The organism is Pseudomonas frederiksbergensis, from assembly GCF_035751725.1.
GTDB classification, from domain to species: domain Bacteria; phylum Pseudomonadota; class Gammaproteobacteria; order Pseudomonadales; family Pseudomonadaceae; genus Aquipseudomonas; species Aquipseudomonas frederiksbergensis_A.
In genome coordinates this window covers 1,049,820-1,076,210 of record NZ_CP142104.1, presented here as the reverse complement: position 1 = coordinate 1,076,210, position 26,391 = coordinate 1,049,820, and the positions used below count along the sequence as shown (strand labels likewise).

The window sequence follows — 26,391 nt, the reverse complement described above, 5'->3', positions numbered from 1 at the left end:
GCGCCAAGCTGGATGAAACTGGCAAAAAAAACGGGGGGCCATGCAAGCATGGCCCCCCGTTATCGTTTGCCGCCCAGCCGTTATGGATACTGCTGGTAAGTCTGCCCCTGCTGCTGCGGTGCCTGGTATTGCTGACCCGGAATAGCCTTGAGATTAACCTCGACCCGACGGTTTTGCGCGCGACCATTGACGTCGGCGTTGCTTGCCACCGGGTTGTCCGGGCCGGCGCCACGGGCCGACAGGTTGGCACCGCTCACGCCTTGGGCCGTCAGGTAGTTCGCCACGCTTTGGGCACGGCGCTGGGACAGGTCCATGTTGTGCTGGCGGCTGCCGGTGCTGTCGGTGTAGCCGACGATTTCGATCTGGTTCTGGTTGAACTCCTTGAGGGAGTTGGCCAGGTTGTTCAGCGGCTGGTAGAAGCTGGACGCGATGTTCGCCGAGTCGGTGGCGAAGGTGATGTTGCCCGGCATGATCAGCTTGATCTGGTCACCCTGGCGCTGCACTTCAACGCCGGTATTGGCCATGCTGGCGCGCAGTTTCTTTTCCTGTTGGTCGGCGTAGTAGCCGTAGCCGGCAGCGGAAGCCCCCACCACCGCTGCGCCGATCAGCGCGCCCTTGCCACGGTTATCGTGACCGATGGCCGCACCGGCCAACGCCCCCGCCAATGCTCCGAGGCCACCGTACTTGGCGGTTTTGCTCATGCCCGACGATTCGGTAGAGGCCTGGCCCTGGTTGTCATAGGGGTTGGGCGACGCACAGCCGGACAACAAGGCCACAGCAGTAGCGACAACGATCAAGCGACGCGAGGTGAACATGGAGTGCTCCTGGGATTTTCAGTCTGGTTGCCAAAGTGTAGGCAATCGACTCTGGCTGGCGTTGGAACGCGGCAATCGTTAAAAATTCCGTCGTGTTGCGCTGCGCTTCGCCCCGACTGAAAAACATCGGTCGCCGCCCGATCGAAGACGTTTCACGCCTGCGCTAAACTGCGGCTCACGCCCCTGGCGATCATCTCCGCTTCCCGCCCGTCAATGGTCAGCGGCGGCAACAAGCGGATGGTCTTGCCCCGGGTCACGTTGATCAGCAGCCCATGGTCACGGGCGGCTAGGAGCGTCAGGTCGCGCACCGGCTGCTTGAGCTCGACGCCAATCATCAACCCTTGTCCACGAATCTCCAGGACGTTGGGATTGTCGGCCAGTTCGGCACGCAGCCGGCTGAGCAACTGCGCCCCCTGACGCTCGGCGTTTTCCGGCAGGCCTTGCTCCTCGATGATGTCCAATACCGTGCAACCCACGCGGCAGGCCAAGGGATTGCCGCCAAACGTGCTGCCATGACTGCCGGGCGTGAACAGCTCGGCGGCCCTGCCCCGCGCCAGGCAGGCACCAATGGGAACACCGTTGCCCAAGCCTTTGGCGAGGGTCATGACGTCCGGCACGATGTCCTCGTGCTGGAACGCGAACCACTGGCCGGTGCGACCGATGCCGGTCTGGATCTCATCGAGCATCAACAGCCAGGCGCGCCGGCTGCACAGATCCCGCAGGGCCCGCAGGTAACCCGGCGGTGCGAGCTGCACGCCACTTTCCCCTTGGATCGGCTCCACCAGGATCGCGACGATACGCTCGCCATGGGCTTGCTGGATTTTGTCCAGCGCCGCAAGGTCACCAAACGGCACCTTGACGAAATCCCCCGGCAACTGGTTAAAGCCAAGCCGTACCGATGGGCCGTCGCTGGCAGACATCGTGCCCAAGGTGCGCCCATGGAAGGCGTTGTCCATGACCACGACCAGCGGCCGCTCGATGCCTTTGTGCCATCCATGCAGACGGGCCAGTTTCAACGCGGTTTCGTTCGCCTCGGCTCCGGAGTTGTTGAAAAACACCCGCTCCATTCCTGAAAGCTGCGTGAGCTTGCGGGCCAGTTTTTGCTGCCAGTCGATGCTGTACAGGTTCGATGTGTGCAGCAGCAGGCCAGCCTGTTCACTGATGGCCGCCACCAACCGGGGATGGGAATGCCCGACGTTGGTCACCGCCACACCCGCCACCGCGTCGAGGTACTCGCGCCCATCCTGGTCCCACAGGCGCGTGCCCAGCCCATGGGTGAAACTCAGCGCCAGGGGTTGGTAGGTGGTCATCAAGCAGGTGGCGGTCATGACATCTAGCTCCATCGGGTGGTTTTTTCCAGTATGGTTAGCCACTACTGATGGATAAACGCCGATTTACTTCAATCATTTATAAACAGAGCTTGATAATGGACCTGTTCCAGGCAATGACCGTTTACGTGAAAGTCGTGGAGACCGGCAGCCTGACAGCGGCAGCCCAGGCCTGCGAAATGTCCACCACCATGGTAGGCAATCATCTTCGTGCGCTGGAGCAACGTCTCGGTGTGCGCCTGATCAACCGTACGACACGTCGCCAGCGCCTGACGGAATTCGGCTCAGCCTATTACCAGCGGTGCCTGGAAGTGCTCGGGCTGGTCGCGGACTCCGAACGCCTGGCGGAACAGACCCAAGGCGATCCCACCGGCACCCTGCGCATCACCGCGCCACTGACCTTCGGCACGGAGCGCCTGGCACCGGCGCTGGCGCAATTCAGCCAACGTTATCCACAGGTCAAGCTTGACGTCGTATTGACCAACCAACGCCTCGACCTGCTCGACCACGGCTTCGACGTCGCCATCCGCCTGGGGCTCCCCGATCCAAAGTTGATTGTCCGCCCCTTGGTGGACTACACCTTGACCATCTGTGCGTCAAAGGCTTACCTGGCACGGCGAGGCACGCCGCTCAAGCCAGACGATCTGCAACACCACGATTGCCTGTCGTTTGCCTACTCCGCCGGCGACGAATGGCGCTTCGCCCAGGAGCACTGGCCCATCGGCGCCGAAGGGGAAATCAAAGTCCCGGTGACCGGGCCGATGCTGATCAACAGCTCCTCGGGGCTGCACCGTGCGGCGCTGGCCGGCATGGGCGTGGTGTTGCTGCCCGACGCGCTGGTGGAAAAAGATCTGCAAGAAGGCCATCTGGTGGCGCTGCTGCAGGACTATCAATTGCCCCATCGGCCGATGAGCTTGATGTACGCCCAGGATCGCTACCGTTTGCCGAAACTGCGCAGTTTCGTCGAGTTTGCTTTGGAGAAATGGGGCAAACCCCACTCCCCAGGCGAGTGATGTTGTGGCGAGGGGATAGATCCCCTCGCCACAAAGGCAACCCCGCCTGCGTCTGCTGCTAGTGACGCCGCGCCCCATCGGCTACTCTTCACGCCTGGAGAGCATTTTGATATCAGGGCTGATTGAGGAACAACGATGGACGACGCCTCGAAGATCGATTTGCTGCGGTTCGACTTGTCCGATCTGGACGAAAGCGTGCTGCACACCATCATGGAGCTGGTCAGCGACGGCATTTGGGACTGGAACGCCAATACCGGGTTCGTCTATCGCAACCCCGGTTGGTACACGATGCTCGGCTACACGCCCCATTCCCTGAGCAACACCGTGCTGACGTGGGAGAGTGTGATCCATCCGGAGGATTACCCCCAGGTAATGGCCCTGTTCGACGATTACCTGGAACAGCGGTCGTCGAAATATCAAGCCGAATACCGCTGCCGGGCCCATGACGGTTCCTATATCTGGATCGAAGACCGCGGCTACGTGATCGCCCGCAACCCCGACGGCAGCGTGGCCCGAATGATCGGCGCGCACCGCAGCATCGACGACAAGAAGCGGCTGTTCGAGCAACTCGAACGACGTAACAAATCCCTGGAAGCGATCATCGAAGAGCGCACCCGCGAACTGTCGCGGGTCAATCATCAACTGCAAATCCAACTCGACGAAAACCGCAGGCTGGCCGAAACCGATGCGCTGACCCTGGTCGCCAACAGATATCGCCTGGAGCAAGCACTGCCACTGGCCTGTGAGCGCGCCCAGCGCTTTCGCGAACCGTTGTCGCTGATCGCCATGGACATCGATGATTTCAAGGACATCAACGATCGCTACGGCCACGCCTTTGGTGACGCAGCGCTGGTGCAGGTGGTGCAGGCGGTCAAACGCTGTGAGCGCGACGGTGACCTGTTGGTGCGCTGGGGCGGCGATGAATTCATCATGATTCTGCCAAACACGTCGTTGGCCGATGCAGTCCTGATGGCTGAAACCGTTCGCCGAGGCCTGTCCGACCTGCTCCCGGTGGGCGACTTCCAGATCACCATGAGCTTTGGCGTGGTGCAACGACTCGAAGACGAAACGCAGGAAGTACTGATGGATCGGGCGGACCAGGCGCTGTATCGCTCCAAGATGGCCGGCAAGAACGTCATCTGTAACTGAAGCAGCAATTGAATGAATCCATGAGCCGTTTGTTGCGGTCACAGCTTTGTCCCCCGCAACAGGTTCTCTGACATTGGCGACTCGACTCCCCCGCTCCTCGAACCTTTTCCTGGGCTGCGCCGGCTGGTCGTTGCCCAGGGCATATTGGCCGGCATTTCCTGATGAAGGAACCCATTTGCAGCGCTACAGCGCACGGTTCCCGGCAGTGGAGATCAACAGTTCTTTCTATCGCCCGCACCGCCCGGCCACCTATGCAAAGTGGGCGGACAGTGTAACGCCGGACTTTCGTTTTTCGGTCAAGGTGCCAAAGCAGATCACCCACGAGCGACGTTTGCACGATTGCGAGGGACTTGTGGATGAGTTCCTCGGGCAATGTTCACAGCTAGGGAAAAAACTCGGTTGCCTGTTGATTCAGTTGCCGCCGTCGCTGGCCTTCGACAGTACCCAGGCCGAGCACTTCTTCAAGGTTTTGCGGGATCGATATCAGGGCCACGCGGTTCTCGAACCCCGACACCCGAGCTGGCTCGCACCGCAGGCCATGGCGATATTGGAGGACGAGCGGATCGCTCGTGTGGCCGCAGATCCGTCCCCCTTATCGGGAGGTGATCGACCGGCCGGCTGGCGTGGCATTCGTTATTACCGTCTGCATGGCTCGCCGCGAATCTACTATTCCCCTTACGAGGACGCCTGGCTGAAACAGCTCGCGGAGCAATTGAAAAGCGCTGCGGCCACGCCGACCTGGTGCATCTTCGACAACACCGCCAGCGGCGCGGCGACGCCGGATGCGTTGCGGCTGATGGAACTGATGCGCGACTGAAATACGTACCGGCCACCGCGCCGACCGTGACAATGCTGCCCGCGTCCAATAGATTAGGCGACCGGAAAAAGCTCAATGCCTTTCTCGCCTCATCCAGCTAACAGAAGTAGTGAAATTTCAATGTCCGATTCCAATACCGCTGAATCCCCGGTTTCCCTGTCGTCCAAAGCGGAATACGAAAACTCCATCAATCTTTCACAGCATCTGCCCCAGGCCAAAACCATCAGCGAGATGGTCCTCGATGCGTTCCAGTCGAACCGCGAAAGCGACCAGATCCGCGAACTGCGCAACGCCATTCGCCAGGCCCACGATGCGTTCGATGATGACAAAGCCTACGAACTGATGGGCCAGCTCAAGCAACTCAAGGACGCCGAGGCGGCCGATTTCGCGGCGCTGGAAGACCTGAGCAGCCGCTTCCCCATCAGCCGCATACTTTCCAGCTACAAGGATGATGCAGACTTCCAGGAGCTGGTCTATGGCCTGGCCCTGAAAGTGCTGAACCAGACCCACCAGGCCATCAGCAACCCGAGCGGCAGCAAGGGCAAGGCCTCGCGGCCCAAGAAGGAAGCCGAGGTGTTCATCATCAGCAAGGACGGCATCAGCGTCACCCTGCCCCTGCGCACGCCACGCTCCAAGCCGAACGTCGACCGCGAAGCCTTCGAGTTCCTGGGTTTCAACTTCGTCGGCGAAGGCGACGAAGCCGAACTGGAAAGCGAAACCTTCCTGGACAACGACGGCACCGAACAACCGGTCACCCGCAAGAGCATCGTCACCGCGCTGCAACAGCAGAAAGCATTCGACGGCTACAGCATCGCCCAGCAATAAACCCAGGTTGAGTTTTCCCCTCGTGGGAGCGGGTTTGCTCGCGAATGCACCGTGTCAGTCAACATCAACTCAACTGACCCACCGCTTCGCGAGCAAGCCCGCTTCCACAGAAGTCCAAAGTAATACCCATTAAAAAGCCCCGTTCTTCTCTCGAAGGCGGGGCTTTTTCATAGCTTCGGCGATTCAAACAGCACCAAGTCGCTCGACCATATCCGGAAACTTCTCAACCAATTTGATCAACAAAGCCGCCTGGGCATTGGGCTTGGACTTTTCCTGCTCCCAGTTTCTAAGGGTAGCTGGACTGGTCCTGATGCTCTTGGCAAAAACCGCTTGAGACATATGAAGCCTGTCGCGCAAAGCTACGATTTCCTGGGCTGACACCTCAGGAACCGGCTTGTCTTCAATCGAAATCTGGCGAAGGGTAATCTTGCCCTCGCGGTGAGCGGCCATCTCCTCGACGCCTTGCATCATCTCGGCAAACAGATCGCGCTTTTTCATAAGGTACCTCGTGCTTTCAACTCAGCTTCAATGGCGCGCTTGAGCGTCTTCTCTTCGTTTCAAAAAATAAGGTTCGCATGGCAGAAACTATAGGCAAATCGCCTATAGATCAACCAGCCACAATCTATTGCGACGAATGACAGCGGCTAGCCATGGCCCATATCAAAAAGCCCCGCTCTTCTCTTCGAAGGCGGGGCTTTTTTTACAGCCTTTGGCGCTTAAGGCGCGTAAGTCAGCAACAACTCACTCGGCACCTTGAAATCCAGGGACATCATGACGCTCAGGGCAGTGATGGTGAAGATCGAGAACACGAACAGCTTGCGTGCCCAAACCGTGTCATCCACCGCCTTGTAGCCGGTCCAGGCCATGTATAGCCAGTACATGCCCATGGCAGCCGCGACGGCGAGGTAGCTCATGCCGGCGTAGCCGCTGAAGGTCAGCATCAAGGTCGCCACGAGGAAGGCCAGGATGTAGAGCAGGATGTGCTTCTTCGCCACCTGGATACCGCGCTTGACCGGCAGCACCGGAATCGAAGCTGCCAGGTAGTCGTTGAAGCGGAAGATCGCGATGGCGTAGGAATGCGGCATCTGCCACAGGCTGAACATCACCAACAGCGTCAGCGCAGCCATATCGAAGCTGTTGCTGACCGCGACATAACCAATCACCGGCGGCATCGCCCCCGACAGACTGCCCACCAGCGTGCCGTGAACCGACTTGCGCTTGAGGTACAGGCTGTAGAGGCCGACGTAGATGACAAAACCGATCACCGCGAACAACGCAGCCAGCGGGTTGGCGACCCAATACAGCAGCGCCACGCCGGCCACGCCCAGCACCGTGGCGAAGGCCAGGGCCAGTTGCACCGGAATCAGGCCTTGGACCAGCGCCCGGTTCTTGGTGCGTTCCATCTTGATGTCGATGTCGCGGTCGATGCAGTTGTTGAACACGCAACCGGACGCCACCACCAGGGAAGTGCCGATCATCGCCGCCAGGAAGATGGCCAGATCGACATGCCCTTTCGAGGCCAGGAAGAACCCGCCCGCCACAGAAAGCACGTTACCGAAAATGATCCCCGGCTTGGTGATTTGGATAAAGTGCTTCAGTGACATCCGGACTTTCCTCAGTGCGCCATCATGTTGGTGTGGATGCTGAACATGATCCACAGCGACAAGCCGACCAGCAGTACGATCACCAGCGCAGCGAAGACAAACGCAATCACGTTGTTACGCTGGGCGGCCGAGCGGTCCAGGTGCAGGAAGTACACCAGGTGGACCAGAACCTGGACCACGGCGAAGATCAGGATGATCCACAGCGTCAGGCTCTTGGGCAGCGACGGGTACATCACCAGGCCGAACGGAATGACGGTCAGGATCACCGACAGGATGAAACCGATGGCGTAGGACTTGACGCTGCCGTGGCCGGCGTCGTGGCCATCATGGGAATGAGCGTTAGCCATTTACAGGGTCCCCATCAGATAAACAACGGTGAATACGCAGATCCACACCACGTCCAGGAAGTGCCAGAACAGGCTCAGGCAGCTCAGGCGCGTCTTGTTGGTGGCAGTCAGGCCGTTTTTCTGGACCTGGTACATCATGATCGCCATCCAGATCAGGCCGCTGGTCACGTGCAGGCCGTGGGTGCCGACCAGGGTGAAGAACCCGGACAGGAAACCGCTGCGGCTAGGGCCGTAGCCTTCGGAAATCAGGATATGGAACTCGTTGATCTCCATGGCGATAAAGCCGGCGCCCAGCAGGAAGGTCATCGCCAACCAGCCCAGGACCTGGGTTTTCTTGCCCTTGTACAACGCCAGCATGGCGAAGCCGTAGGTGATCGAACTGAACAGCAGCAGAGCGGTTTCGCCCAGTACATAAGGCAGTTCGAAAATGTCGTGGCCCGACGGGCCACCGGCGACGTTGTTAACCAGCACCGCGTACACCGCGAAGATCGACGCAAACAGAATGCAGTCGGTCATCAGGTAGAGCCAGAAACCGAATACGGTCATCTCGCCCGAGTCGTGGTGATGGTCATCGTGCCCATGGTCATGACCATGGGCGTGTCCAACATTGGTCACTAAGTTCGACATGGTTTAAGCCTGTTCCAACGAGGTTTCAACACGGGTGGCGGTGGCAGGGACTTTCCCGGCCGCGACCAGACGCTTGTGCTGCTCGGCTTCGATGCGCTCGATGACATCCACCGGCACCATGTAGCCCTGATCGTCACGGGCGGCATGGATAGCGAAATACACCACGGTGCCGACCAGGCTGGCGATGGCCAGCCACCAGATGTGCCAGATCATCGCGAAACCGAACACGGTCAACAGCCCGCCCATGACCACACCAGTGGCGGTGTTGTTGGGCATGTGGATCGGCGAGTACTTGGCCGGGGCCTGGTACGCGGTGCCGTTTTCCTTGGCTTCGGTGAACGGATCGATGGCGTCCGCTTTTGGCAGCACGGCAAAGTTGTAGAACGGTGGTGGCGAAGAAGTCGACCATTCCAGGGTATGGGCATTCCACGGGTCACCGTGTTCGCACATGTTTTCCGGCTTCTTGCGGTCACGCACGCTGACGTACAACTGGATCAGCTGGCAGGCGATACCGACTGCAATCATCACCGCGCCGAACATGGCAACGTACAGGTACGGCACCCACTCAGGGTTGGTGGTGGCGTTCAAGCGACGGGTCATGCCCATGAAGCCCAGTGCATAGAGCGGCATGAACGCGACGAAGAAGCCCGAGATCCAGAACCAGAACGCGGCCTTGCCCCAACCTTCGTGCAGCTTGAAGCCGAACGCTTTCGGGAAGTAGAACGCAAAGCCTGCGATGTAGCCGAACACGGCGCCGCCGATGATCACGTTATGGAAGTGCGCGATCACGAACAGGCTGTTGTGCAGTACGAAGTCAGCACCCGGAATGGCCAGCAGAACGCCGGTCATGCCGCCGATGGCGAAGGTCACCATGAAGCCCAGGGTCCACAGCACATGGCTGGTGAAACGCAGGCGGCCCTGATAGATGGTGAACAGCCAGTTGAACAGCTTCACACCCGTCGGAATGGAAATCAGCATCGTCGCCAAACCGAAGAAGGCGTTGACGCTGGCCCCCGAGCCCATGGTGAAGAAGTGGTGCAGCCAGACCATGAAGCCCAGTACCGAGATCGCGCCCGAAGCGTAGATCATCGAGTGGTGGCCAAACAGTTTCTTGCCGGAGAAGGTCGAGATGACCTCGGAGAAAATACCGAACGCCGGCAGGATCAGGATGTACACCTCAGGGTGACCCCAGGCCCAGAACAGGTTGACGTACATCATCGGATTTCCACCCAGTTCATTGGTGAAAATGTGGAAATCCATGTAGCGGTCAAGCGTCAGCAAAGCCAGGGTAGCGGTGAGGATCGGGAACGAAGCGACGATCAGCACGTTGGCCCAGGTGCAGGTCCAGGTGAAGATCGGCATGTCCATCAGCTTCATGCCAGGGGTACGCATCTTCAGCACGGTGGCCAGGAAGTTGACCCCCGTCAGCGTTGTCCCCAACCCCGATAGCTGTAGCGCCCAGATGTAGTAATCCACCCCCACGCCCGGACTGTATTGCAGCCCCGACAATGGCGGATAGGCAACCCAACCGGTCTTGGCGAATTCGCCGACACCCAGGGAAACGTTGATCAGCACGACGCCGGACACCAGCAGCCAGAAGCTCAGGGAGTTCAGGAACGGATAGGCAACGTCACGGGCGCCGATCTGCAGCGGCACTGCAAGGTTCATCAGGCCGGTGAAGAATGGCATCGCCATGAAGATGATCATGATCACACCGTGGGCGGTGAAGATCTGGTCATAGTGTTCAGGCGGCAGGTAGCCAGGCGAACCCTCGGTGGCCATGGCCAGCTGGGTACGCATCATGATCGCGTCGGCAAAACCGCGCAGCAGCATGACCATGGCGACGATGATGTACATCACGCCGATCTTCTTGTGGTCGACCGAGGTCAACCATTCAGTCCACAGGTAAGTCCACTTCTTGAAGTAAGTGATACCCGCGAACAGCGCCAGGCCACCAAGCGCGATGATGGCGAGGGTCACCATGACAATCGGCTCGTGGAACGGGATCGCTTCCCAACTTAATTTACCAAACATCGTTTACTCCTCTGCCCCGGCAGCTGAATGCGAGCTCATGTCCATCCCTTCCATGTTGTGGGCCACTTCCTTCTCTTTCTTCTCGTGGTGCATCGGCTTGCCCGGATTCATCCCTTCATACTTATCGATGATGGTCTGGAACAGGTTCGGCGTGACCGACGAGTAGAGTTCGACTGGGTTGTTCTGGCTCGGCTTGGAAAGGGCTTCGTATTCAGCTTTTTCAAGCTGTTTAGGTGCCTTCTTCACTTCGTTGACCCAGGCGTCGAATTCTTCCTGGGTGGTGGCGGTCGCCTTGAACTTCATGCCGGTGAAACCCGCGCCGCTGTAGTTGGCGGAGATACCTTCAAGTTCGGTGTTCTGGTTGGCGATCAGGTGCAGCTTGGTCTGCATGCCGGCCATCGCGTAGATCTGGCCGCCCAGGCCCGGGATGAAGAACGAGTTCATCACGGTGTCGGAGGTGACCTTGAAGTTGATTGGCGTGTGGGCCGGGAACACGATCTTGTTGACCGTGGCGATGCCTTGTTCCGGATAGATGAACAGCCACTTCCAGTCCATCGAGACCACTTCGATGGTGATCGGCTTGACGTCCGAATCCAGCGGACGGTACGGGTCCAGTGCGTGGGTCGACTTGTAGGTGATGTAACCCAGGGCAATGATGATCAGTACCGGAATGGTCCACACCGCGATCTCGATCTTGGTCGAGTGGGACCATTTCGGGGTGTACGTGGCACTGGTGTTGGACGCGCGATACTTCCAGGCGAACAGGAACGTCATGACGATAACCGGCACGACGACCAGCAACATCAGCAGCGTGGCGGTGATGATCAGGTTTCGTTCATCCAGGCCGACCTGGCCCTTGGGATCGAGCAGGGTCATGTTGCAGCCTCCCAGCAGCAACGTGCCGAGCAGCGGCAACAAGCCTAGTAATCGGGGGTACCTGTTTTTACTCATCTCACGACCTCTAAAGCAGCTTGCGCAATGCAGTTGGGTTTTGATCGCCAACACTTCACCCTGCCAAGGGTTGGCATTTTTCTTGGATTGAATAAGGGCTGCCCGTCGAACGTCAGACGCTGTTCGACACATCCTGGGCCAGCAGTGAGTTCTTATTCGTTGGTCAAAGGCCTAGTTCAAGCCCAATTCCATTTGGTGCGGGTAGTTGGAGGCACCGACACCTGGGGTCGCATGGGGCGCTGGCGCCCTTCGACCACTCTCGTGCTCAAGCCTGAGCCGGGTCGGAAAATCGGTGCGGGCGATTGTAGTGAGCTGCGGCGTTGGAGACCATGTCTTAACCCGAAATAATTTTTATCCGATCCGGCAACAATCTATTGCCGCTATTGCAACGGGCCAGCATGTTATCGAAATTCATTCTCAACAAGAACCCCAAAAAACGTAAGGCTACTACGCCCGATTTAGACAGCTGCGCACGTTATCAGCGAGCTTTCGCAGCCGGCATGCGCCCGTTTTACGGGGCCTTGGCGATATGGCGCTTCGCTGTTAAAAATGCCTGCTTGGAAGATGACAATATTGCGGTCGAGGGGGATTCCAGGCCGTTTTTTTGTTACAGGTTGCAGCGCCAATTCGCCGCTTGGAAGGACGCTGGCGGCAAGATGTGTGACAACGTGTCGCACATCGTCGCAGGGCATTCTTGCCCAGGATCAAGGCTGATCCTGGGCAACCCTGAAACGAAAAACGCCCCGGCTCTAAATGAAGAAACCGGGGCGCCTGTTAAGAATGACTTCAGCGAATGGCTTTGCGATTACGCGACACGAGCAAAGGCACCAGCACGGCAGTCAGCACGAATGCCACGAGCGCCCATTGTGCCAGCGACAACCCAAGGACAGGCGGATACGGGGTGGAGCAGAAACCATCGACCTGGAAGCCCAACGGGAAGATCTTCGCCAGCGGCAGCTCATCGACGATCGGCTGCAGCACGTCGACGCCACAGCTGACCGCCGGGTAGAACTGCGTGTAGACGTGATGCCCCGCCACGCCCGCGCCGGCCAACGCACACAGCACGACCAACCCTTCGAAAATCGTCAGGCTGCGACGGGTGCGCATCGCGGCGCCGATGAAGGCAAAGAGGGCGATCAGCAACAACGCGTAACGTTGCAGGATGCACAGCGGGCATGGCGCTTCACCCAGCACGACCTGCATATACAGCGCGCCGCCGATCAGTCCCAGGCAGATCAACCCCAGCAACACCAGATAGCGCCGCTCACGGCCCAGCCGCATCATTTCCTCACTCATTGCGTTTCCCTTCATCTACATGGATCGACGCGCCGCATGACCGGACCTGGCGCGCTGTCGGATGGCCGAAGTCTACACGCAGAACATGAACGTGCGGCAGTCGGCAGTATCGAGGGGGAATAAACAGGAAGGGGGTTAAGCGCGGATTAATTCCGGTGGGAGGGAACCGCCGGGCAGCGTCGGTCATGCCGACGCTTTCGCGAGCAGGCTCGCGACACAATGTTCATTGCAGCGTCACAACTTTGTGGACGCTGCTGTAGGAGAGCTTGCCCGCGACAAGGACAACCCGGTCTTCTGGAGTGCCCCAGCGATTATTCCAACGCCGCAGCCGGCCCGAAGAACTCATAGCGGCTTTGCTCCGCCGGAACGCCCAACGCCTTGAGATGGCGCTTGATCGCCGCCATGAAACCCTTCGGCCCGAGGAAATAGGCATCAAGGTCACGTTGCTCCGGCAGCCATTGCGCCAGTTGCTCCTGGCTCAACAGCCCAACCTTGTCAGCCACCGGACCTGTGCCGTCATGCTCGTCATAGCAATAGAAGCGCTTGAGTTGCGGGTGCTGCCTGGCCAGGTCGTCGATCCAGTCACGGAACGCGTGCACATGGCCATTGCGTGCGCAGTGGATGAAATGCACCGGACGTTCGGTTTGCAATGCCGCCTGCAACATCGCCAGGGTCGGCGTGATGCCGACGCCGCCACTGATCAGCACCAGCGGTTTGTCGCTGGCGGTGAGGTAGAAGTCCCCGGACGGCGGGAACAATTGGATACTGCTGCCCACCTGAAACTCGTCGTGCAGGTAATTGGATACGCGACCGCCCGCCTCGCGCTTGACGCTGATGCGATACTGTCCGTTGCCCGCCAAGGCCGACAGCGAATAGTTGCGGCGCACTTCCTCGCCATCCAGGAGCAGTTTCATGCCGATGTACTGGCCTGGCTCAGCTTGCAGGATGGGCCCTTTGTCTGCCGGTTCGAAGTAGAACGAAGTGATTTCCGCGCTTTCCTTTACCTTGTCGACAAGGACGAATGCCCGCTCCCCACGCCAGCCACCCGGCGCCGCGGCCTTCTGCTCATACAGGCCCGCTTCGGCGCCGATCAGGATATCGGCCAATTGGTTATAGGCCGCGCCCCAGGCGGAGATCACTTCAGGGGTGGCGATCTCTTCGCCCAGCACCTCGGCAATTGCCCGCAGCAAGCAGGCCCCGACAATCGGGTAGTGTTGCGGCTGGATCTGCAGGGCCACGTGCTTGTTGACGATCTTGGCCACCAGGTCGCCCAGTTGATCGAGCTGGTCGATGTGCCGCGCATACATCAGCACACCGTTGGCCAGCGCTCGCGGTTGGTCGCCACTGGCCTGGTGAGCCTGGTTGAACAGCGGGCGCACTTGGGGGTATTCGGACAACATCATGCGATAGAAGTGAGTAATGAGCGCCTCGCCACCGCTTTCCAGCAAAGGCACGGTGGAACGGATAATGGCGCGTTGTTCTCGACTCAGCATGGGTAACTCCTCGCGTGGTACAGATAACAGATACCTAGACTCATCACTTTTCATGCCATAAAAATTATCTTTGTTTTTCAGTTAGTTAATAAACTAATAGTCATAATGACACGGCTGGCTTTATAGTCATTACGACCAGATGGAGTCATTATGACCGCAACCTCATTGCTCACCTCGCTGCTGCCCCTGGTGGCGGACCTGTCTCGCGAGCTGCCGGAGGGCGAGCGCTACCGCCGCTTGCTTGTCGCCTTGCGAGCCCTGCTGCCCTGCGACGCCGCGGCGTTGTTGCGCCTGGATGGGGATTGCCTCGTGCCGCTGGCGGTGGACGGCTTGAGTACCGACACGCTGGGACGCCGGTTCCGCATCAGCGAACATCCCCGCTTCGAAGCGTTGCTAGCCAATGCGCAACCGACTCGCTTCGCCGCCGACAGCGACCTGCCCGACCCATACGATGGGCTGGTCGAAGGCTTGGATGAACACCTGGAAGTCCATGATTGCATGGGCTGTCCGCTGTTCGTCGACGAGCAGTCCTGGGGATTGCTGACGCTGGATTCGCTGGACCCGGAACGTTTCGAGCCTATCGACCTGAGCGCCTTGCAAGCCTTCGCCAGTCTCGCGGCGGCCACGGTCAGCGCAGCCGAACGTATCGAGCGGCTGGCCTTGAAGGCCGAGGACGAGCATCACCGCGCCGAGGTCTATCGCCAGGCGAGCGGCCAGCAGCACCGCGACATGGTCGGCCAGAGCAAGGCCCACAAACGCCTGGTGGAAGAAATCAAGCTGGTGGGCGGCAGTGACCTGACGGTGCTGATCACCGGCGAAACCGGGGTCGGCAAGGAATTGGTCGCCCAGGCCATTCACGCCGCCTCCAACCGTGCCGACCAACCGCTGATCAGTCTCAACTGCGCCGCCCTTCCGGACACGCTGGTGGAGAGCGAGCTGTTTGGTCATGTGCGCGGTGCTTTCACCGGAGCCACCAACGACCGGCGCGGCAAGTTCGAACTGGCCGATGGCGGCACGTTGTTCCTCGATGAGGTGGGTGAGCTGTCCTTGCCTGTCCAGGCCAAACTGTTGCGCGTCCTGCAGAGCGGGCAATTGCAACGCCTGGGCTCGGACAAGGAACACCGCGTCGATGTGCGCCTGATCGCGGCGACCAATCGCGACCTTGCTGAAGAAGTGCGCAACGGCCGTTATCGGGCCGACTTCTATCACCGGCTGAGCGTGTACCCATTGCAAGTGCCCGCACTGCGTGACCGTGGGCGTGACGTGCTGCTTCTCGCCGGTTTTTTCCTCGAACAGAACCGTTCGCGCATGGGCCTGGGCAGCCTGCGCCTGACCAGCGATGCCCAGGCCGCGTTGCTGGCCTACGATTGGCCAGGCAATGTGCGCGAGCTGGAGCACCTGATCGGCCGCAGCGCGCTAAAGGCATTGGGCAGCCATCCGGTACGACCGAAGATTCTAAGCTTGAGCGCCGATGACCTGGATTTGCCTCACGCCAACCGCAACAGCGCGCCGACCGCAAGCCCGGCGCCCGATCCCTCGCTGGCAACGACCGGTGACTTACGCCAGGCCACGGAAAACTATCAGCGGCAAATCATCAGTGCTTGCCTGGAACGCCACCAGCACAACTGGGCCAGCGCAGCTCGGGAGCTGGGCCTGGACCGGGCCAATCTGGGACGGATGGCAAAGCGATTGGGACTCAAGTAGCGGCATCCCGGCCGAGGTAATCAGCTGTCGATACCTTTCGCCCTAAAGCCTGTCCCCAACAAGTCGATAACCCGTTATCAAAAGCTGTCTTGGCGACCTTCATGCTCGCCCCACCTTTTTCCACAGAAGGTTTTTATGTCCTCCAACAAAGCCCGCGCAGATTCCCTTTCGCTTCTGCTCTTTACCTTGCGCAGCGGCAAGCTGATGGCGATCAACCTGCTAAAGGTCAGTGAGATCATTCCCTGCCCGCCATTGACCAAGCTGCCGGAGTCGCATCCGCACGTCAAAGGCATCGCCACACTGCGCGGGGCATCCTTGTCGGTGATCGACCTGAGCCGTGCCATTGGCGAGCGGCCCCTTGAAGATCCGGACGGCGGCTGCCTGATCGTCACTGACGTCAGCCGCTCCAAACAAGGCTTGCATGTCCAGGCCGTGAGCAAGATCGTCCACTGCCTGACCACGGACATCAAGCCACCGCCCTACGGCTCCGGCGGCGTGCGCGCATTCATCACCGGCGTAACCTCGGTGGACGGCACCCTGGTTCAGGTGCTGGATATCGAGAAAGTCATCCACGGCATCGCCCCGGCGCAAATCGAGACGGCGCCGACCGAGTTGAGCATGGAAGACGCCGAAGTGCTCGGCAATGCACGAATCCTGGTGGTCGATGACAGCCAGGTCGCGCTGCAACAGTCGGTGCATACTCTGCGCAACCTGGGCCTGCAGTGCCACACCGCACGCAGCGCCAAGGAAGCCATCGACTGCCTGTTGGAACTGCAAGGCACTGCGCAGGAGATCAACCTGATCGTCTCCGACATCGAGATGTCGGAGATGGACGGCTACGCGTTGACCCGCACCCTGCGCGAAACGCCCGACTTCGCTCATCTCTATGTGCTGCTGCACACCTCGCTCGACAGCGCCATGAACAGTGAGAAAGCCCGACTGGCCGGCGCCAATGGCGTACTCACCAAGTTCTCTTCGCCCGAGCTGACCAAGTGCCTGATCACGGCGGCCAAGGCCGTTGCCGAACAAGGTCGCTGACTTCACCGAAGCCGATCCTGGCTTCGTTGTCGCCTCCAAGCGCAACGAAGCCCGGATCCGCCCCCAGCCCCAGCCGTTCTTTCAATCTCTGGCATACTCTTGTTCACCCCAGAACAAGGATTTTCCTGATGAAAGCCCCCGCCCTGATTCTCCTCGCCCTGACCGCCCTGTCTGCACAGGTTCATGCTTCAAGCTCCGACGCTTGGGCCGCCTACGACAAAAAAGTACTCGCCAGTTGCATCAAGGCCAGCGGATTGAAAAACGCCGAACCGGTCGGCACCGCCGCGCAATTCGATGATCGCGTGGGCTACACCGCAGTGTTGTTGCAGGGCCAGTACCCACAGAAACACATGAACGGCGCGACCGGCACCGAACTGTGCCTCTATCGCAAGAAGACCAAGACCGCCGTCGTGACCGAATGGGACTCGATCCGCCCGGCCAGCACTCCTCGGTGAATGGCGCACAACTTGCTTCGCTCGGCTGATCACGGCGTTTTTCTGTCGCCGCCCTCAGCCTATTGCCTGCGGTCAATGAATGAATACAACGTTTTCCTGTGTTGGGTGCGGTAAATGCTGCACCGGCCACCATGTTCCGCTGACGCTCGACGAAGCCAGGATGTGGGCCAGCGACGGTGGACAAGTGATTGTCCTGGTGGAAGCCTTCCTGCCCAATGGCCTCGGCCTGCCAATGGCGCAACGCGAGCACGCCGAACGGCGCTCCACAGTCGTGCGCAGCGGCACGAGCCAAGCCTTGGTGGCGATCACTTTCGCCGCCTACAACGCCGGCCCCTGCCACAACCTGGACGCTGACAACCTGTGCAGCATCTACGAGCGCAGGCCCTTGGTGTGCCGCATCTACCCCATGGAAATCAATCCGCACATCCCGCTCAACGTGGCCGCCAAGGATTGCCCGCCGGAGTCTTGGGAAACGGGGCCACAGTTGATCGTCGGTGGCAAATTGGTGGACCAGGAACTGGCCGAATTGATCGAGCGCTCGCGCCAGGCCGATCGTGAAGAAATCGGGATGAAGGAACGCATTTGTGCGTCACTCGGCATTCACACCACTGCACTGAAGGGTGACGGATTCACGGCGTACCTGCCGAACATGGATGCGTTCGCCGAAGCCATCGACCAGGCCCGTTCGCAGCCACTGCAGTCGCAAGCCAGTGAATGGCAGTTCCATTTGTCTGGGGATGACATTGCCAGCCAGGTCACGGCCAGTGGCGCGCGGGTGGTCACGGAAACCCCTGTCAATTACGCCTTTATTTCACTGCGGGCTGCATGAATCTCTGGGAATCCCGTTGGTAGCGAGCTCGCGATAGCGGTGGTTCAGTCGCTGTCGATGCAAGCCGAAAGAGCGCCTTCGCGGACAAGCTCGCTTCCACAAGGGATATCCAGGCGTACCAATAACACTGTCCCCTCTCGCCTAACCCGCGCCAGGAATGTTAGCGTGCTTGGTATTCCATGCAGATGAGCCTTGCACGATGAAAAAAACCGTACTTGCCTTCAGCCGTATCACGCCTCCCATGATCGAGCGCCTGCGACAGGACTTCGATGTGATCGTGCCCAACCCATCGAACGGCGACATCAATGCGCAGTTCAACGAAGCCCTGCCCCATGTCCACGGACTGATCGGTGTCGGCCGCAAGCTCGGCCGCGAGCAGCTGCAGAACGCCACGAAACTGGAAGTGGTATCCAGCGTGTCGGTGGGCTATGACAACTACGACGTGGCGTACTTCAATGAACGCGGGATCATGCTCACCAATACCCCTGACGTGCTCACCGAAAGCACCGCCGACCTGGCCTTCGCCCTGCTGATGAGCAGCGCCCGTCGCGTCGCCGAACTGGACGCCTGGACCAAGGCCGGACAGTGGCAGGCGTCAGTCGGGCCGCAGTTGTTCGGCAGCGATGTGCATGGCAAGACCCTGGGCATCGTCGGCATGGGCAATATCGGCGCGGCCGTTGCCCGACGGGGTCGCCTGGGGTTCAACATGCCGATCCTCTACAGCGGCAACAGCCGCAAGGCCGACTTGGAAAATGAGTTGGGGGCTCAATTCCGTTCGCTGGACCAATTGCTGGCCGAAGCGGATTTCGTCTGCCTCGTAGTGCCATTGAGCGAAAAGACCCGCCACCTCATCGGCGAACGCGAGCTGGCCTTGATGAAACCGAGCGCCATCCTGATCAACATCTCCCGCGGCCCGGTGGTGGACGAGCCGGCGCTGATCGAAGCGTTGCAGAACAACCGCATCCGCGGCGCCGGGCTGGATGTCTACGAGAAAGAGCCGCTGGCCGAATCGCCACTGTTCCAATTGAACAATGCCGTGACCTTGCCACATATCGGCTCGGCCACCCACGAAACCCGTGAAGCCATGGCCAATCTCGCCGTGGAGAACCTGCGCAGTGCATTGCTGGGCGAGCGGCCGAAGAACCTGGTCAACCCGCAAGTCTGGAAATGAAGCACACCGTGGCGAGGGAGCTTGCTCCCTCGCCACGGGATGATCGCCAGACCTTATGCCTCAACGAGCACCCAGCGCGACTTTCGCCGCCACCGGCCGTGGCTTGCGAAACACCAGCACGTTACCCAGCATCACCAGCACCAATCCCACCAATGCCGGCGCCGTCCACTGGTAGCCCTCGACAAAAGCCGAGACATTCAACGCCACCACCGGGAACAGCACCGTGCAATACGCCGCCCGCTCCGGGCCCATGCGTCCAACCAGTGTCAGGTAGGCGGTGAAGCCGATGACCGACCCTGGTATCACCAGGTACAGCAGCGAGCCGATGTAGCGCGGATTCCATTCCATGTCGAATGGGATGCCCTGGACCAGACACCACACCGACAACATCGCCGCCCCATACGCCATGCCCCAGGCGTTGGTGGTCAACGGCTTGAGGCCGGCCTTCTGTTGCAGGCTCGACAGCATGTTGCCCGCCGAGAAACACAACGTCCCCAGCAGCGCCAACGCCAACCCGAACAAGGTCTGCGGGCTTGCGCGGTGACCGGCCAGTTCAGGCCAGAACAACAACGCCAGCCCGAACAGCCCCAAGGCGCCGCCGAGCAACACGTTGCGGGCGATCCGTTGGCCGAAGAACACCCGGGCATTCAAGGCGTTCCAGAGGGTCGCGGTGGAGAACACCACGGCAACCAATCCACTGGGAATCCACTGGCTGGCGGTGAGGAAACACATGAAGTTGATGCAGAACAGGCACAGGCCCTGGGCGACGCAGATCAAGTGGCCGCGACGGTTCATCACCTGCAAGCGGCGGCTGAGCAGCAACATCGCGAACAGGATCAGCGCGGCCAGGCCGAAGCGATAAACGATCGAAACCGGAATGGCGACCACACCCAACTGCAATTTCAGCGCAATCCATGTGGTGCCCCAGATGAGCACGGTAAGCAGGTACAACGAGAGGTTCATGACGGCGACTCCAGGCAGTGGCGGCCAGTCTCCCGCCGATGCCTGCCTGGCGCTTGCGTAAACTTGCGGTTTTTATAAGTAATGGGCTGGCAGGGAACGGCCTACGGAGTAGGATGCAAGCGTTGGAGAACCGATCATGTCCACACTGCAAACCCTACAAGTCTTCCAAGCGCTCAACAGCTCGCCCAACGCTCGCCTCGAGCACAGCGCCGAGCTCGGGGACGGCATGGCGGCCGCTTTGTGGACCAATCACCACGACGCCCGGGACTACGAAGCGCCGACGCACCATACGCTGTCGTGCTACATCGCGGGCGGCACCGGAACGTTTCGTCGCGAGCGGCCCGATACCACCGGTGCACCGGACAAGCTCTGCATCCTGCCGGCCGGGCATGAGTCGGCCTGGGTCATCAATGGCGACATTCGCCTCGCCCATCTGTATTTCAGCGCTGAACAATTCGCCCTTGGCTGCATCACCGTGCTGGACCGCGAGCCTCGGCAAGTGCAGCTACACGAGGAAACCTTCCTCGACGATCCGCAACAGGCCCGGCGCTTTCGCCAGTTGATCGCGCTGAATTGGAACGAACCCGCGGAACGGCTGCTGACCACCAGCCTGGCCCATGACCTGCTCAACCACTTGCTGCTCAGCCAGGTCGGCCAGCGCCAAGGCGTTCGCTTCAAAGGTGGCCTGGCAGCTCACCAGCGGCGGTTGCTGGTGGATTACGTCGACAGCCACCTGGCCGAGGCCATCAGTCTCGGGCAACTGGCGGCGCTGTGCGCGTTGTCCGAATATCACTTTGCGCGGATGTTCCGCGAAAGTTTCGGGCTGCCACCCCACCGATATGTACTGGCTCGGCGCCTGGCCCGCGCGCGGCACTTGCTGCGCAGCACTTCCCGGCCCTTGGGCGACGTAGCGTTGGCCTGCGGATTTGCCAGCGCCAGTCATTTCACTAACCGTTTTCGCCACGCCATGGGCGCAAGCCCCGGGGAATATCGACAGGCGTTCTTGCGCTAAGCGCCAGCGTGCCCCGGCCAAATGAAACGACCAGGCACTCATCCCGATTGCCGTAGCCACCACTGCACCCCTACAATGCGAACAATTCTTGTTCTCTAGCACAGCTCTGCGCTGTCGGGATGTTTCTCGTTGCCGCCTGCACACACCGTCGAAGTGCTCTACAACGCCCATCACCGTTGGCTGAACGGCTGGTTGCGAAGAAAACTCGGTTGCCCCGACAGCGCCGCCGACCTTGCCCAAGACACGTTCATGCGTGTACTGACCGCTCGCGATCCGCAGCCGGTTCTTGAGCCCCGTGCATTTCTCACGACCATTGCCAAGCGCGTGCTGTTCAACCATTACCGCCGCCAGGACCTCGAGCGCGCCTACCTCGATGCCCTCGCTCAACTGCCGGAGCACGTGGTGCCGTCGGAGGAGGAGCGGGCAATCATCCTGCAAACCCTGATGGAACTGGACCAACTGCTCGATGGGTTGCCGCGGGCAGTCAAGCAGGCGTTTCTGCTGGCCCAGGTCGATGGCCTGACCTACAACGAGATCGCCCGCGAATTGGGGATTTCAGTGGCGACAGTCAAGCGTCATCTGAACAAGGCAGCGATGCGCTGCTACTTCGCCTTATGACGCCACCGATCAACGGCGCGCCGGGCGTCAGTGCACACGTCGCCGAGCAAGCCGTGCACTGGCTCTTGGAAATGCAGCAAGGCCCACTCGATACCCGCAAGCAGCAAGCTTGGGAACACTGGCTCGCTGCCCATAGCGAACATCGCCGCGCCTGGGAGCATATCCAGCGGGTCAATCAGCGGCTGCGCAGCGTGTCACCGCCACTGGCCCATGCGGCCCTCATTGCACCGAAGTCGGCGGCGCGACGTCGGGCGCTGAAGATGTTGCTGGTGCTTGGCGCTGGCTCGGCGTTGACCTGGGGCCTGCGTGAACGCCAACTGCTGCCGCCATTGATGGCCGATTTTCGCAGCCCGGTGGGCGAACGCCGACGGCTGATGCTGGATGACGGCAGCCAGTTGCAGCTCAACAGCGGCAGCGCGGTAGACGTTCGCTTCGACGCTCAACGCCGCTTGATCCGCCTGCTGGAAGGCGAACTATTGCTCACCGCCGCCCGGGATCCAAGGCCGCTGCAAGTGCTGGCCGCCCATGGCCTGCTGGAAAGCCGCGACGCCCGGTTCAACGTCCGCGAGTATCCGGACCACACCCAGGTGGCGGTGTTTGAAGGCGCCCTGGACATTCGTAGCCGACATGGCCCGGCTCTGTTGCTGACGGCGTCACGGCAAGTGTCCCTTGGCATCGACGGCACCGGGCCCGTCACCGCGCTGGACGCCAATAGCGGTGCCTGGACGGAAGGCATGCTGGTGGCCGCGCACATGCGCCTGGCGGACTTTCTCGACGAGCTCGGCCGTTATCGACGCGGCCAGTTGCACTGCGACGAAGCGGTCGCCAACCTTTTGATTTCCGGAACGTATCCGCTGGACAACAGCGAACGAATCCTCGACCTGCTGGAGGTCAGCCTGCCGGTAAAAGTACGTCGGTTCACCCGCTACTGGGTCACGGTCGAGGCTCGCGCTTGAATCGATCGCCACGCTTCCTGAAAAAAATGATGCGCCAGTGAGCCGTTTTCCACACCTCGGGTGACAGAGAAGCAAAGCACTTCGATACAACCTTCTCGGGAACCTCATCCATGCCGCAGCAACCCACCTGTCTCACCCCGCTCGCCCGTACCCTGCGTCAACTGTTGCTGGGGGCCAGCTTGAGTTTCGTCGCACTGCCTGCCGTGTTGGCTGCAGATACCAAGGCCTATCACATCGCACCTTCGTCACTGGAGAATGCCCTCAACCAGTTCGGACGCGAGGCCGGGGTGCTGATTTCCTTTGGATCGCAGACAACCGCAGGTCTGCAGAGTCGTGGCCTGGAAGGCAACTACAGCCCAGAGCAAGGGCTGAGCGCGCTGCTTGAAGGCACGGGCCTGCAAGCCCGGCCCGAGGGAGACAAAGCTTTCAGCCTGCAACCGACCACGGACGCCTCGCTGGACCTTGGAACCACCACCGTGGTGGGCGATTGGCTCGGCGACGCCGCCCAAGCCAACGTATTCGAACACCCCGGCGCCCGTGACGTCATCCGTCGCGAAGAATTCGAACGCCAGGGCGCAACCCAGGCGCGGGATGTGCTCAAACGCATTCCCGGCGTCAACGCACCGGAAAACAACGGCACCGGCAGCCACGACATGGCCCTGAACTTTGGTATCCGGGGCCTCAACCCACGCCTGGCCTCTCGCTCCACGGTATTGATGGACGGCATTGCGGTGCCTTTCGCCCCTTACGGCCAGCCGCAACTGTCGTTCGCGCCGATCAGCATGGGCAACATGGACGCGGTGGATGTCGTGCGCGGCGGCGGTGCAGTGCGCTACGGCCCGCAGAACGTCGGTGGTGTGGTCAACTTCGTGACCCGGGCGATTCCCGACGCACCGACGGTCAAGGGTGGTTTCCAGACCGAGACGAGCCCGTCCTCCAGCCACGACGGCTTCAAGACGTCATCGAACCTGCTGGCCGGCGCAACCGCAGACAACGGCCTCGGTGGTGCCCTGCTGTATTCCGGCACGCGCGGCGGTGACTGGCGTGAACACAGCGACACACAAATTGACGACTTGGTCCTCAAGGGCAACTACCAACTGGACGAGGCCAACAGTTTCAACGCCATGGCCCAGTATTACGAAGGTGAAGCCGACATGCCCGGCGGCCTGAACGTGGCCGACTACGATGCCGACCCGTATCAATCCACGCGTCCGAACGACCGGTTCTGGGGCCGTCGCACCTTGGTCAATGTCGGCTATCGCTACCAGCAGGACCGTCGGGAATTCACTGCCAGCACTTTCTTTACTAAGACCTTGCGCAGTGGCTACCTGGACCAAGGCACCTTCCTGTCCCTGTCGCCCCGCGAATATTGGGTGCGTGGATTGGATACCCGTTTCGCCCAGGGCTTTGACCTTGGCCCGACCAGCCATGAAGTCGGCATCGGCTACCGCTACATCAACGAGGCCGGTCATGAGCTGCGCTACCGCACGCCCATTGCCAGCAATGAACTGCCCACAACCTCCAGCCGCAACGATCGGGATACGCGTGGCGGCACCGAGGCCAACGCATTGTTCATCGATGACCGGATCGACATTGGCAAATGGACCATCACGCCCGGTGTTCGCTATGAAATGATCGAGTCGCAGCAAACCAACAACCTGACGAATGTGAAGTACAAGGGCGACTACAACACCGCGTTGCCAGCGCTTAACGTGCTGTACCACGTAAACGATGAGTGGAACCTTTACGCCAATACCGAAGGTTCATTTGGCAGCGTGCAGTACAGCCAGATGCCCAATCGCGTGAGCAGCGGCGAAGTGAAGCCGGAGAAGGCTCGCACCTGGGAACTCGGCACCCGTTACGACAATGGCAATCTGCGGGCGGAAATTGGCGCTTTCCTGATCAATTTCGATAACCAGTATGAGAGCAATCAGACCAACGATTCGGTCATCGCTCGTGGCGAGACACGCCATCAAGGCATCGAAACCAGCTTCAGCTACGCGCTCGAAGGCCTTGACCCGGCACTGGCCGGTTTCGATGTATATGGCACGTATGCGTTCGTCGACGCGACTATCCGCGAGGAAGGCCCGAACAAGGGCAACCGGGTGCCCTTCTCCTCGAAGCATAAAGGCACCCTGGGAGTTGCTTACACAGAAGGCTCCTGGAAGCTGAACCTGGACAGCACCTACCAGAGCGCACAATTCGCAGACAACGCCAACACCCGAGCCGAAAGTGCCGACGGCAGCACCGGCAATATTCCCGGTTACATGCTGTTCAGCAGCCGCGCCGCCTATGACTTCGGCCCACGACTGTCGGATCTCAACGTCGCGGTGGGTGTGAAGAACATCTTCAACACCCAGTACTTCACCCGCTCGTTCGACGATAACAACCGCGGCAAATATGTCGGGGAGCCGCGCACGCTGTATGTGCAAACTTCCGTTGCGTTCTGACCCGATCTCGAAGGATCGTTGAAACAAAACGGGCCTGCGATTGCAGGCCCGTTTTCAGTTCAGACGTTGATAGACGGGGCAATCAGCCGTTGAGGGCGGCCCGTTCGTTTTCCAGGAATTCTTCCTCCAGCATCGCATCGGCCAGGGCAATCGACTCGGTCTGGCCATTGCTGGCGCCGCGCTTGCCGCGCAGCTTGCCAAACAGATGCTCCAACTTGTGTTCCAGCTTGGTGGCTGCGCCTTCGATGGCGAGTTCCAGCGACTCAGCCTTGTGTGTCACGGAAATCGGCTGATGGCCTTTGGGCCGGGCCTCGAGCTGGCATCGCAGGTCATGGGGACCGGGCTTGTCGCCGTTCTCATCCCCCAAATGGACCTCGACCCGTGTCAGGTCTTCTTCGTAACGTTCGAGCGTGCTTTCAATGGTAGTACGTACCCACTCCTCCAGTCGGATGCTGCTTTGAATATGGTTATCGCTGTTGACTTGGATTTGCATAGTTCATCCCTTATTTCGGCTAGCTCGCCAGGGGCCAATCGACGTTAGCGCAACGGCCCCTTGAGTACAGAGTCGGGCTGGCAGCGGAACAATTCAAGCCCCAGAAAAAGATAAATATTCATTTGCAAATAAAGCCGGACAATCGCCAAGAGCGCTGTTAATGTCGGGAGTTGCCTCGCCCCGCGCCCCTCTCGCCAATCCTCCCTACAGCCTGCACCGCAAGGGGACATCCGCCCCTCGTTGCCCTGAAACGGGCTACGCCCAGAGCTGCATTGCAGAGCATTGCGCAACCCGCCCCCCAGCTCATTGGCCCGGATTTTTTCCGGCATGGGCCTTGCAAACTCCCTGGCGGAGCTGCCGCTGGCGGGATCTGTCGATCCATCGCCCGCCCAGCCCACGGATG

At 60.2% G+C, this 26,391-nt stretch carries 25 protein-coding genes; 13 read left to right on the top strand and 12 right to left on the bottom strand.

Translation table 11 applies throughout. The annotated features are described in order from the left end of the window. Window positions 1-80 precede the first annotated feature (80 nt). Both VQ575_RS04735 and VQ575_RS04730 read right to left on the bottom strand, forming a co-directional pair. The gene (locus VQ575_RS04735) at window positions 81-815 is read right to left on the bottom strand and encodes an OmpA family protein (protein ID WP_039591588.1); all 735 of its coding nucleotides are present in this window, start codon (window positions 813-815) and stop codon (window positions 81-83) included. 152 nt (window positions 816-967) lie between these two features. After that, a complete protein-coding gene (locus tag VQ575_RS04730) occupies window positions 968-2,143 on the bottom strand; it encodes an aspartate aminotransferase family protein (RefSeq protein ID WP_325919175.1) in 1,176 nt (391 codons plus the stop codon). A gap of 98 nt (window positions 2,144-2,241) precedes the next feature. On the opposite strand from VQ575_RS04730, the gene VQ575_RS04725 reads away from it, so the two are divergent. The 4 genes from VQ575_RS04725 to VQ575_RS04710 all read left to right on the top strand — a co-directional run bounded on the left by VQ575_RS04725 (window position 2,242) and on the right by VQ575_RS04710 (window position 5,947). Next, window positions 2,242-3,156: a LysR family transcriptional regulator gene (locus tag VQ575_RS04725; RefSeq protein WP_325919173.1), complete on the top strand. Its 915-nt coding sequence runs from the start codon at window positions 2,242-2,244 to the stop codon at window positions 3,154-3,156. A 135-nt stretch (window positions 3,157-3,291) separates the two neighbouring features. Next, entirely contained in the window at window positions 3,292-4,305 is a 1,014-nt protein-coding gene (locus tag VQ575_RS04720) for a sensor domain-containing diguanylate cyclase (RefSeq protein WP_039591591.1), read from the top strand. Window positions 4,306-4,378: 73 nt separating this feature from the next. Then, window positions 4,379-5,122: a DUF72 domain-containing protein gene (locus VQ575_RS04715; protein WP_325919171.1), complete on the top strand. Its 744-nt coding sequence runs from the start codon at window positions 4,379-4,381 to the stop codon at window positions 5,120-5,122. A 120-nt stretch (window positions 5,123-5,242) separates the two neighbouring features. Then, window positions 5,243-5,947: a hypothetical protein gene (locus VQ575_RS04710; protein ID WP_325919170.1), complete on the top strand. Its 705-nt coding sequence runs from the start codon at window positions 5,243-5,245 to the stop codon at window positions 5,945-5,947. Between the two features lie 183 nt (window positions 5,948-6,130). Here the strand turns inward: VQ575_RS04710 and VQ575_RS04705 are convergent, their stop codons facing one another. From VQ575_RS04705 to hmpA, 8 genes are all read right to left on the bottom strand, one after another. Continuing rightward, a complete protein-coding gene (locus VQ575_RS04705) occupies window positions 6,131-6,445 on the bottom strand; it encodes a helix-turn-helix domain-containing protein (RefSeq protein ID WP_045156857.1) in 315 nt (104 codons plus the stop codon). A 218-nt stretch (window positions 6,446-6,663) separates the two neighbouring features. Continuing rightward, entirely contained in the window at window positions 6,664-7,551 is an 888-nt protein-coding gene (gene cyoE, locus VQ575_RS04700; RefSeq protein ID WP_039591595.1) for a heme o synthase, read from the bottom strand. An 11-nt stretch (window positions 7,552-7,562) separates the two neighbouring features. Continuing rightward, window positions 7,563-7,898, bottom strand: a complete 336-nt coding sequence (gene cyoD, locus VQ575_RS04695) for a cytochrome o ubiquinol oxidase subunit IV (protein WP_039591596.1) — start codon at window positions 7,896-7,898, stop codon at window positions 7,563-7,565. Further along, on the bottom strand, window positions 7,899-8,525 hold the full coding sequence (locus tag VQ575_RS04690; protein WP_325919168.1) for a cytochrome o ubiquinol oxidase subunit III: 627 nt from the start codon (window positions 8,523-8,525) through the stop codon (window positions 7,899-7,901). 3 nt (window positions 8,526-8,528) lie between these two features. After that, window positions 8,529-10,559 (bottom strand): cytochrome o ubiquinol oxidase subunit I, encoded by a 2,031-nt coding sequence (gene cyoB, locus VQ575_RS04685; RefSeq protein WP_039591599.1) that lies wholly within the window; start codon window positions 10,557-10,559, stop codon window positions 8,529-8,531. A 3-nt stretch (window positions 10,560-10,562) separates the two neighbouring features. Then, complete coding sequence (cyoA, locus tag VQ575_RS04680; RefSeq protein WP_039591600.1) at window positions 10,563-11,510, bottom strand: ubiquinol oxidase subunit II; 948 nt, start codon at window positions 11,508-11,510, stop codon at window positions 10,563-10,565. Between the two features lie 786 nt (window positions 11,511-12,296). Beyond that, the gene (locus VQ575_RS04675; RefSeq protein ID WP_039591602.1) at window positions 12,297-12,806 is read right to left on the bottom strand and encodes a disulfide bond formation protein B; all 510 of its coding nucleotides are present in this window, start codon (window positions 12,804-12,806) and stop codon (window positions 12,297-12,299) included. A 311-nt stretch (window positions 12,807-13,117) separates the two neighbouring features. After that, on the bottom strand, window positions 13,118-14,299 hold the full coding sequence (gene hmpA, locus VQ575_RS04670) for an NO-inducible flavohemoprotein (protein ID WP_039591603.1): 1,182 nt from the start codon (window positions 14,297-14,299) through the stop codon (window positions 13,118-13,120). A 150-nt stretch (window positions 14,300-14,449) separates the two neighbouring features. Here hmpA and norR point away from each other — a divergent pair, with 150 nt between their 5' ends. From norR to VQ575_RS04645, 5 genes are all read left to right on the top strand, one after another. Further along, window positions 14,450-16,003, top strand: a complete 1,554-nt coding sequence (gene norR / locus VQ575_RS04665) for a nitric oxide reductase transcriptional regulator NorR (RefSeq protein ID WP_045156859.1) — start codon at window positions 14,450-14,452, stop codon at window positions 16,001-16,003. Between the two features lie 135 nt (window positions 16,004-16,138). Continuing rightward, window positions 16,139-17,041: a chemotaxis protein CheV gene (locus VQ575_RS04660; protein WP_039591605.1), complete on the top strand. Its 903-nt coding sequence runs from the start codon at window positions 16,139-16,141 to the stop codon at window positions 17,039-17,041. 128 nt (window positions 17,042-17,169) lie between these two features. Then, entirely contained in the window at window positions 17,170-17,496 is a 327-nt protein-coding gene (locus VQ575_RS04655) for a hypothetical protein (RefSeq protein ID WP_039591606.1), read from the top strand. A 79-nt stretch (window positions 17,497-17,575) separates the two neighbouring features. Next, on the top strand, window positions 17,576-18,325 hold the full coding sequence (locus VQ575_RS04650) for a YkgJ family cysteine cluster protein (RefSeq protein WP_039591607.1): 750 nt from the start codon (window positions 17,576-17,578) through the stop codon (window positions 18,323-18,325). Window positions 18,326-18,524: 199 nt separating this feature from the next. Next, complete coding sequence (locus VQ575_RS04645; RefSeq protein WP_039591608.1) at window positions 18,525-19,496, top strand: 2-hydroxyacid dehydrogenase; 972 nt, start codon at window positions 18,525-18,527, stop codon at window positions 19,494-19,496. Window positions 19,497-19,556: 60 nt separating this feature from the next. On the opposite strand, the gene VQ575_RS04640 is transcribed toward VQ575_RS04645, so the two are convergent. Beyond that, complete coding sequence (locus VQ575_RS04640; protein ID WP_039591609.1) at window positions 19,557-20,459, bottom strand: DMT family transporter; 903 nt, start codon at window positions 20,457-20,459, stop codon at window positions 19,557-19,559. Between the two features lie 136 nt (window positions 20,460-20,595). Between VQ575_RS04640 and VQ575_RS04635 the strand changes: the two genes are divergently transcribed. From VQ575_RS04635 to fecA, 4 genes are all read left to right on the top strand, one after another. Beyond that, window positions 20,596-21,471 carry a helix-turn-helix domain-containing protein gene (locus tag VQ575_RS04635; protein ID WP_039591610.1) on the top strand — a complete coding sequence of 292 codons (876 nt, stop codon included), beginning with the start codon at window positions 20,596-20,598 and terminating at the stop codon, window positions 21,469-21,471. Window positions 21,472-21,600: 129 nt separating this feature from the next. Then, window positions 21,601-22,089 (top strand): sigma-70 family RNA polymerase sigma factor, encoded by a 489-nt coding sequence (locus VQ575_RS04630; protein WP_039591611.1) that lies wholly within the window; start codon window positions 21,601-21,603, stop codon window positions 22,087-22,089. Then, complete coding sequence (locus VQ575_RS04625) at window positions 22,086-23,045, top strand: FecR domain-containing protein (protein ID WP_039591612.1); 960 nt, start codon at window positions 22,086-22,088, stop codon at window positions 23,043-23,045. The genes VQ575_RS04630 and VQ575_RS04625 overlap by 4 nt, the downstream gene beginning before the upstream one ends. 110 nt (window positions 23,046-23,155) lie before the next feature. Further along, entirely contained in the window at window positions 23,156-25,495 is a 2,340-nt protein-coding gene (gene fecA / locus VQ575_RS04620; protein WP_325919167.1) for a TonB-dependent Fe(3+) dicitrate receptor FecA, read from the top strand. An 82-nt stretch (window positions 25,496-25,577) separates the two neighbouring features. Here the strand turns inward: fecA and VQ575_RS04615 are convergent, their stop codons facing one another. After that, on the bottom strand, window positions 25,578-25,988 hold the full coding sequence (locus tag VQ575_RS04615; protein ID WP_039591615.1) for an HPF/RaiA family ribosome-associated protein: 411 nt from the start codon (window positions 25,986-25,988) through the stop codon (window positions 25,578-25,580). Window positions 25,989-26,391 lie beyond the last annotated feature (403 nt).

Bases quoted from the DNA above. Each gene is read 5' to 3' on its own strand.
- VQ575_RS04735 (WP_039591588.1), bottom strand. From the start codon at position 815: ATGTTCACCTCGCGTCGCTTGATCGTTGTCGCTACTGCTGTGGCCTTG.
- VQ575_RS04730 (WP_325919175.1), bottom strand. From the start codon at position 2,143: ATGACCGCCACCTGCTTGATGACCACCTACCAACCCCTGGCGCTGAGT.
- VQ575_RS04725 (WP_325919173.1), top strand. From the start codon at position 2,242: ATGGACCTGTTCCAGGCAATGACCGTTTACGTGAAAGTCGTGGAGACC.
- VQ575_RS04720 (WP_039591591.1), top strand. From the start codon at position 3,292: ATGGACGACGCCTCGAAGATCGATTTGCTGCGGTTCGACTTGTCCGAT.
- VQ575_RS04710 (WP_325919170.1), top strand. From the start codon at position 5,243: ATGTCCGATTCCAATACCGCTGAATCCCCGGTTTCCCTGTCGTCCAAA.
- VQ575_RS04705 (WP_045156857.1), bottom strand. From the start codon at position 6,445: ATGAAAAAGCGCGATCTGTTTGCCGAGATGATGCAAGGCGTCGAGGAG.
- cyoE (WP_039591595.1), bottom strand. From the start codon at position 7,551: ATGTCACTGAAGCACTTTATCCAAATCACCAAGCCGGGGATCATTTTC.
- cyoD (WP_039591596.1), bottom strand. From the start codon at position 7,898: ATGGCTAACGCTCATTCCCATGATGGCCACGACGCCGGCCACGGCAGC.
- VQ575_RS04690 (WP_325919168.1), bottom strand. From the start codon at position 8,525: ATGTCGAACTTAGTGACCAATGTTGGACACGCCCATGGTCATGACCAT.
- cyoB (WP_039591599.1), bottom strand. From the start codon at position 10,559: ATGTTTGGTAAATTAAGTTGGGAAGCGATCCCGTTCCACGAGCCGATT.
- cyoA (WP_039591600.1), bottom strand. From the start codon at position 11,510: ATGAGTAAAAACAGGTACCCCCGATTACTAGGCTTGTTGCCGCTGCTC.
- VQ575_RS04675 (WP_039591602.1), bottom strand. From the start codon at position 12,806: ATGAGTGAGGAAATGATGCGGCTGGGCCGTGAGCGGCGCTATCTGGTG.
- hmpA (WP_039591603.1), bottom strand. From the start codon at position 14,299: ATGCTGAGTCGAGAACAACGCGCCATTATCCGTTCCACCGTGCCTTTG.
- norR (WP_045156859.1), top strand. From the start codon at position 14,450: ATGACCGCAACCTCATTGCTCACCTCGCTGCTGCCCCTGGTGGCGGAC.
- VQ575_RS04660 (WP_039591605.1), top strand. From the start codon at position 16,139: ATGTCCTCCAACAAAGCCCGCGCAGATTCCCTTTCGCTTCTGCTCTTT.
- VQ575_RS04655 (WP_039591606.1), top strand. From the start codon at position 17,170: ATGAAAGCCCCCGCCCTGATTCTCCTCGCCCTGACCGCCCTGTCTGCA.
- VQ575_RS04650 (WP_039591607.1), top strand. From the start codon at position 17,576: ATGAATACAACGTTTTCCTGTGTTGGGTGCGGTAAATGCTGCACCGGC.
- VQ575_RS04645 (WP_039591608.1), top strand. From the start codon at position 18,525: ATGAAAAAAACCGTACTTGCCTTCAGCCGTATCACGCCTCCCATGATC.
- VQ575_RS04640 (WP_039591609.1), bottom strand. From the start codon at position 20,459: ATGAACCTCTCGTTGTACCTGCTTACCGTGCTCATCTGGGGCACCACA.
- VQ575_RS04635 (WP_039591610.1), top strand. From the start codon at position 20,596: ATGTCCACACTGCAAACCCTACAAGTCTTCCAAGCGCTCAACAGCTCG.
- VQ575_RS04625 (WP_039591612.1), top strand. From the start codon at position 22,086: ATGACGCCACCGATCAACGGCGCGCCGGGCGTCAGTGCACACGTCGCC.
- fecA (WP_325919167.1), top strand. From the start codon at position 23,156: ATGCCGCAGCAACCCACCTGTCTCACCCCGCTCGCCCGTACCCTGCGT.
- VQ575_RS04615 (WP_039591615.1), bottom strand. From the start codon at position 25,988: ATGCAAATCCAAGTCAACAGCGATAACCATATTCAAAGCAGCATCCGA.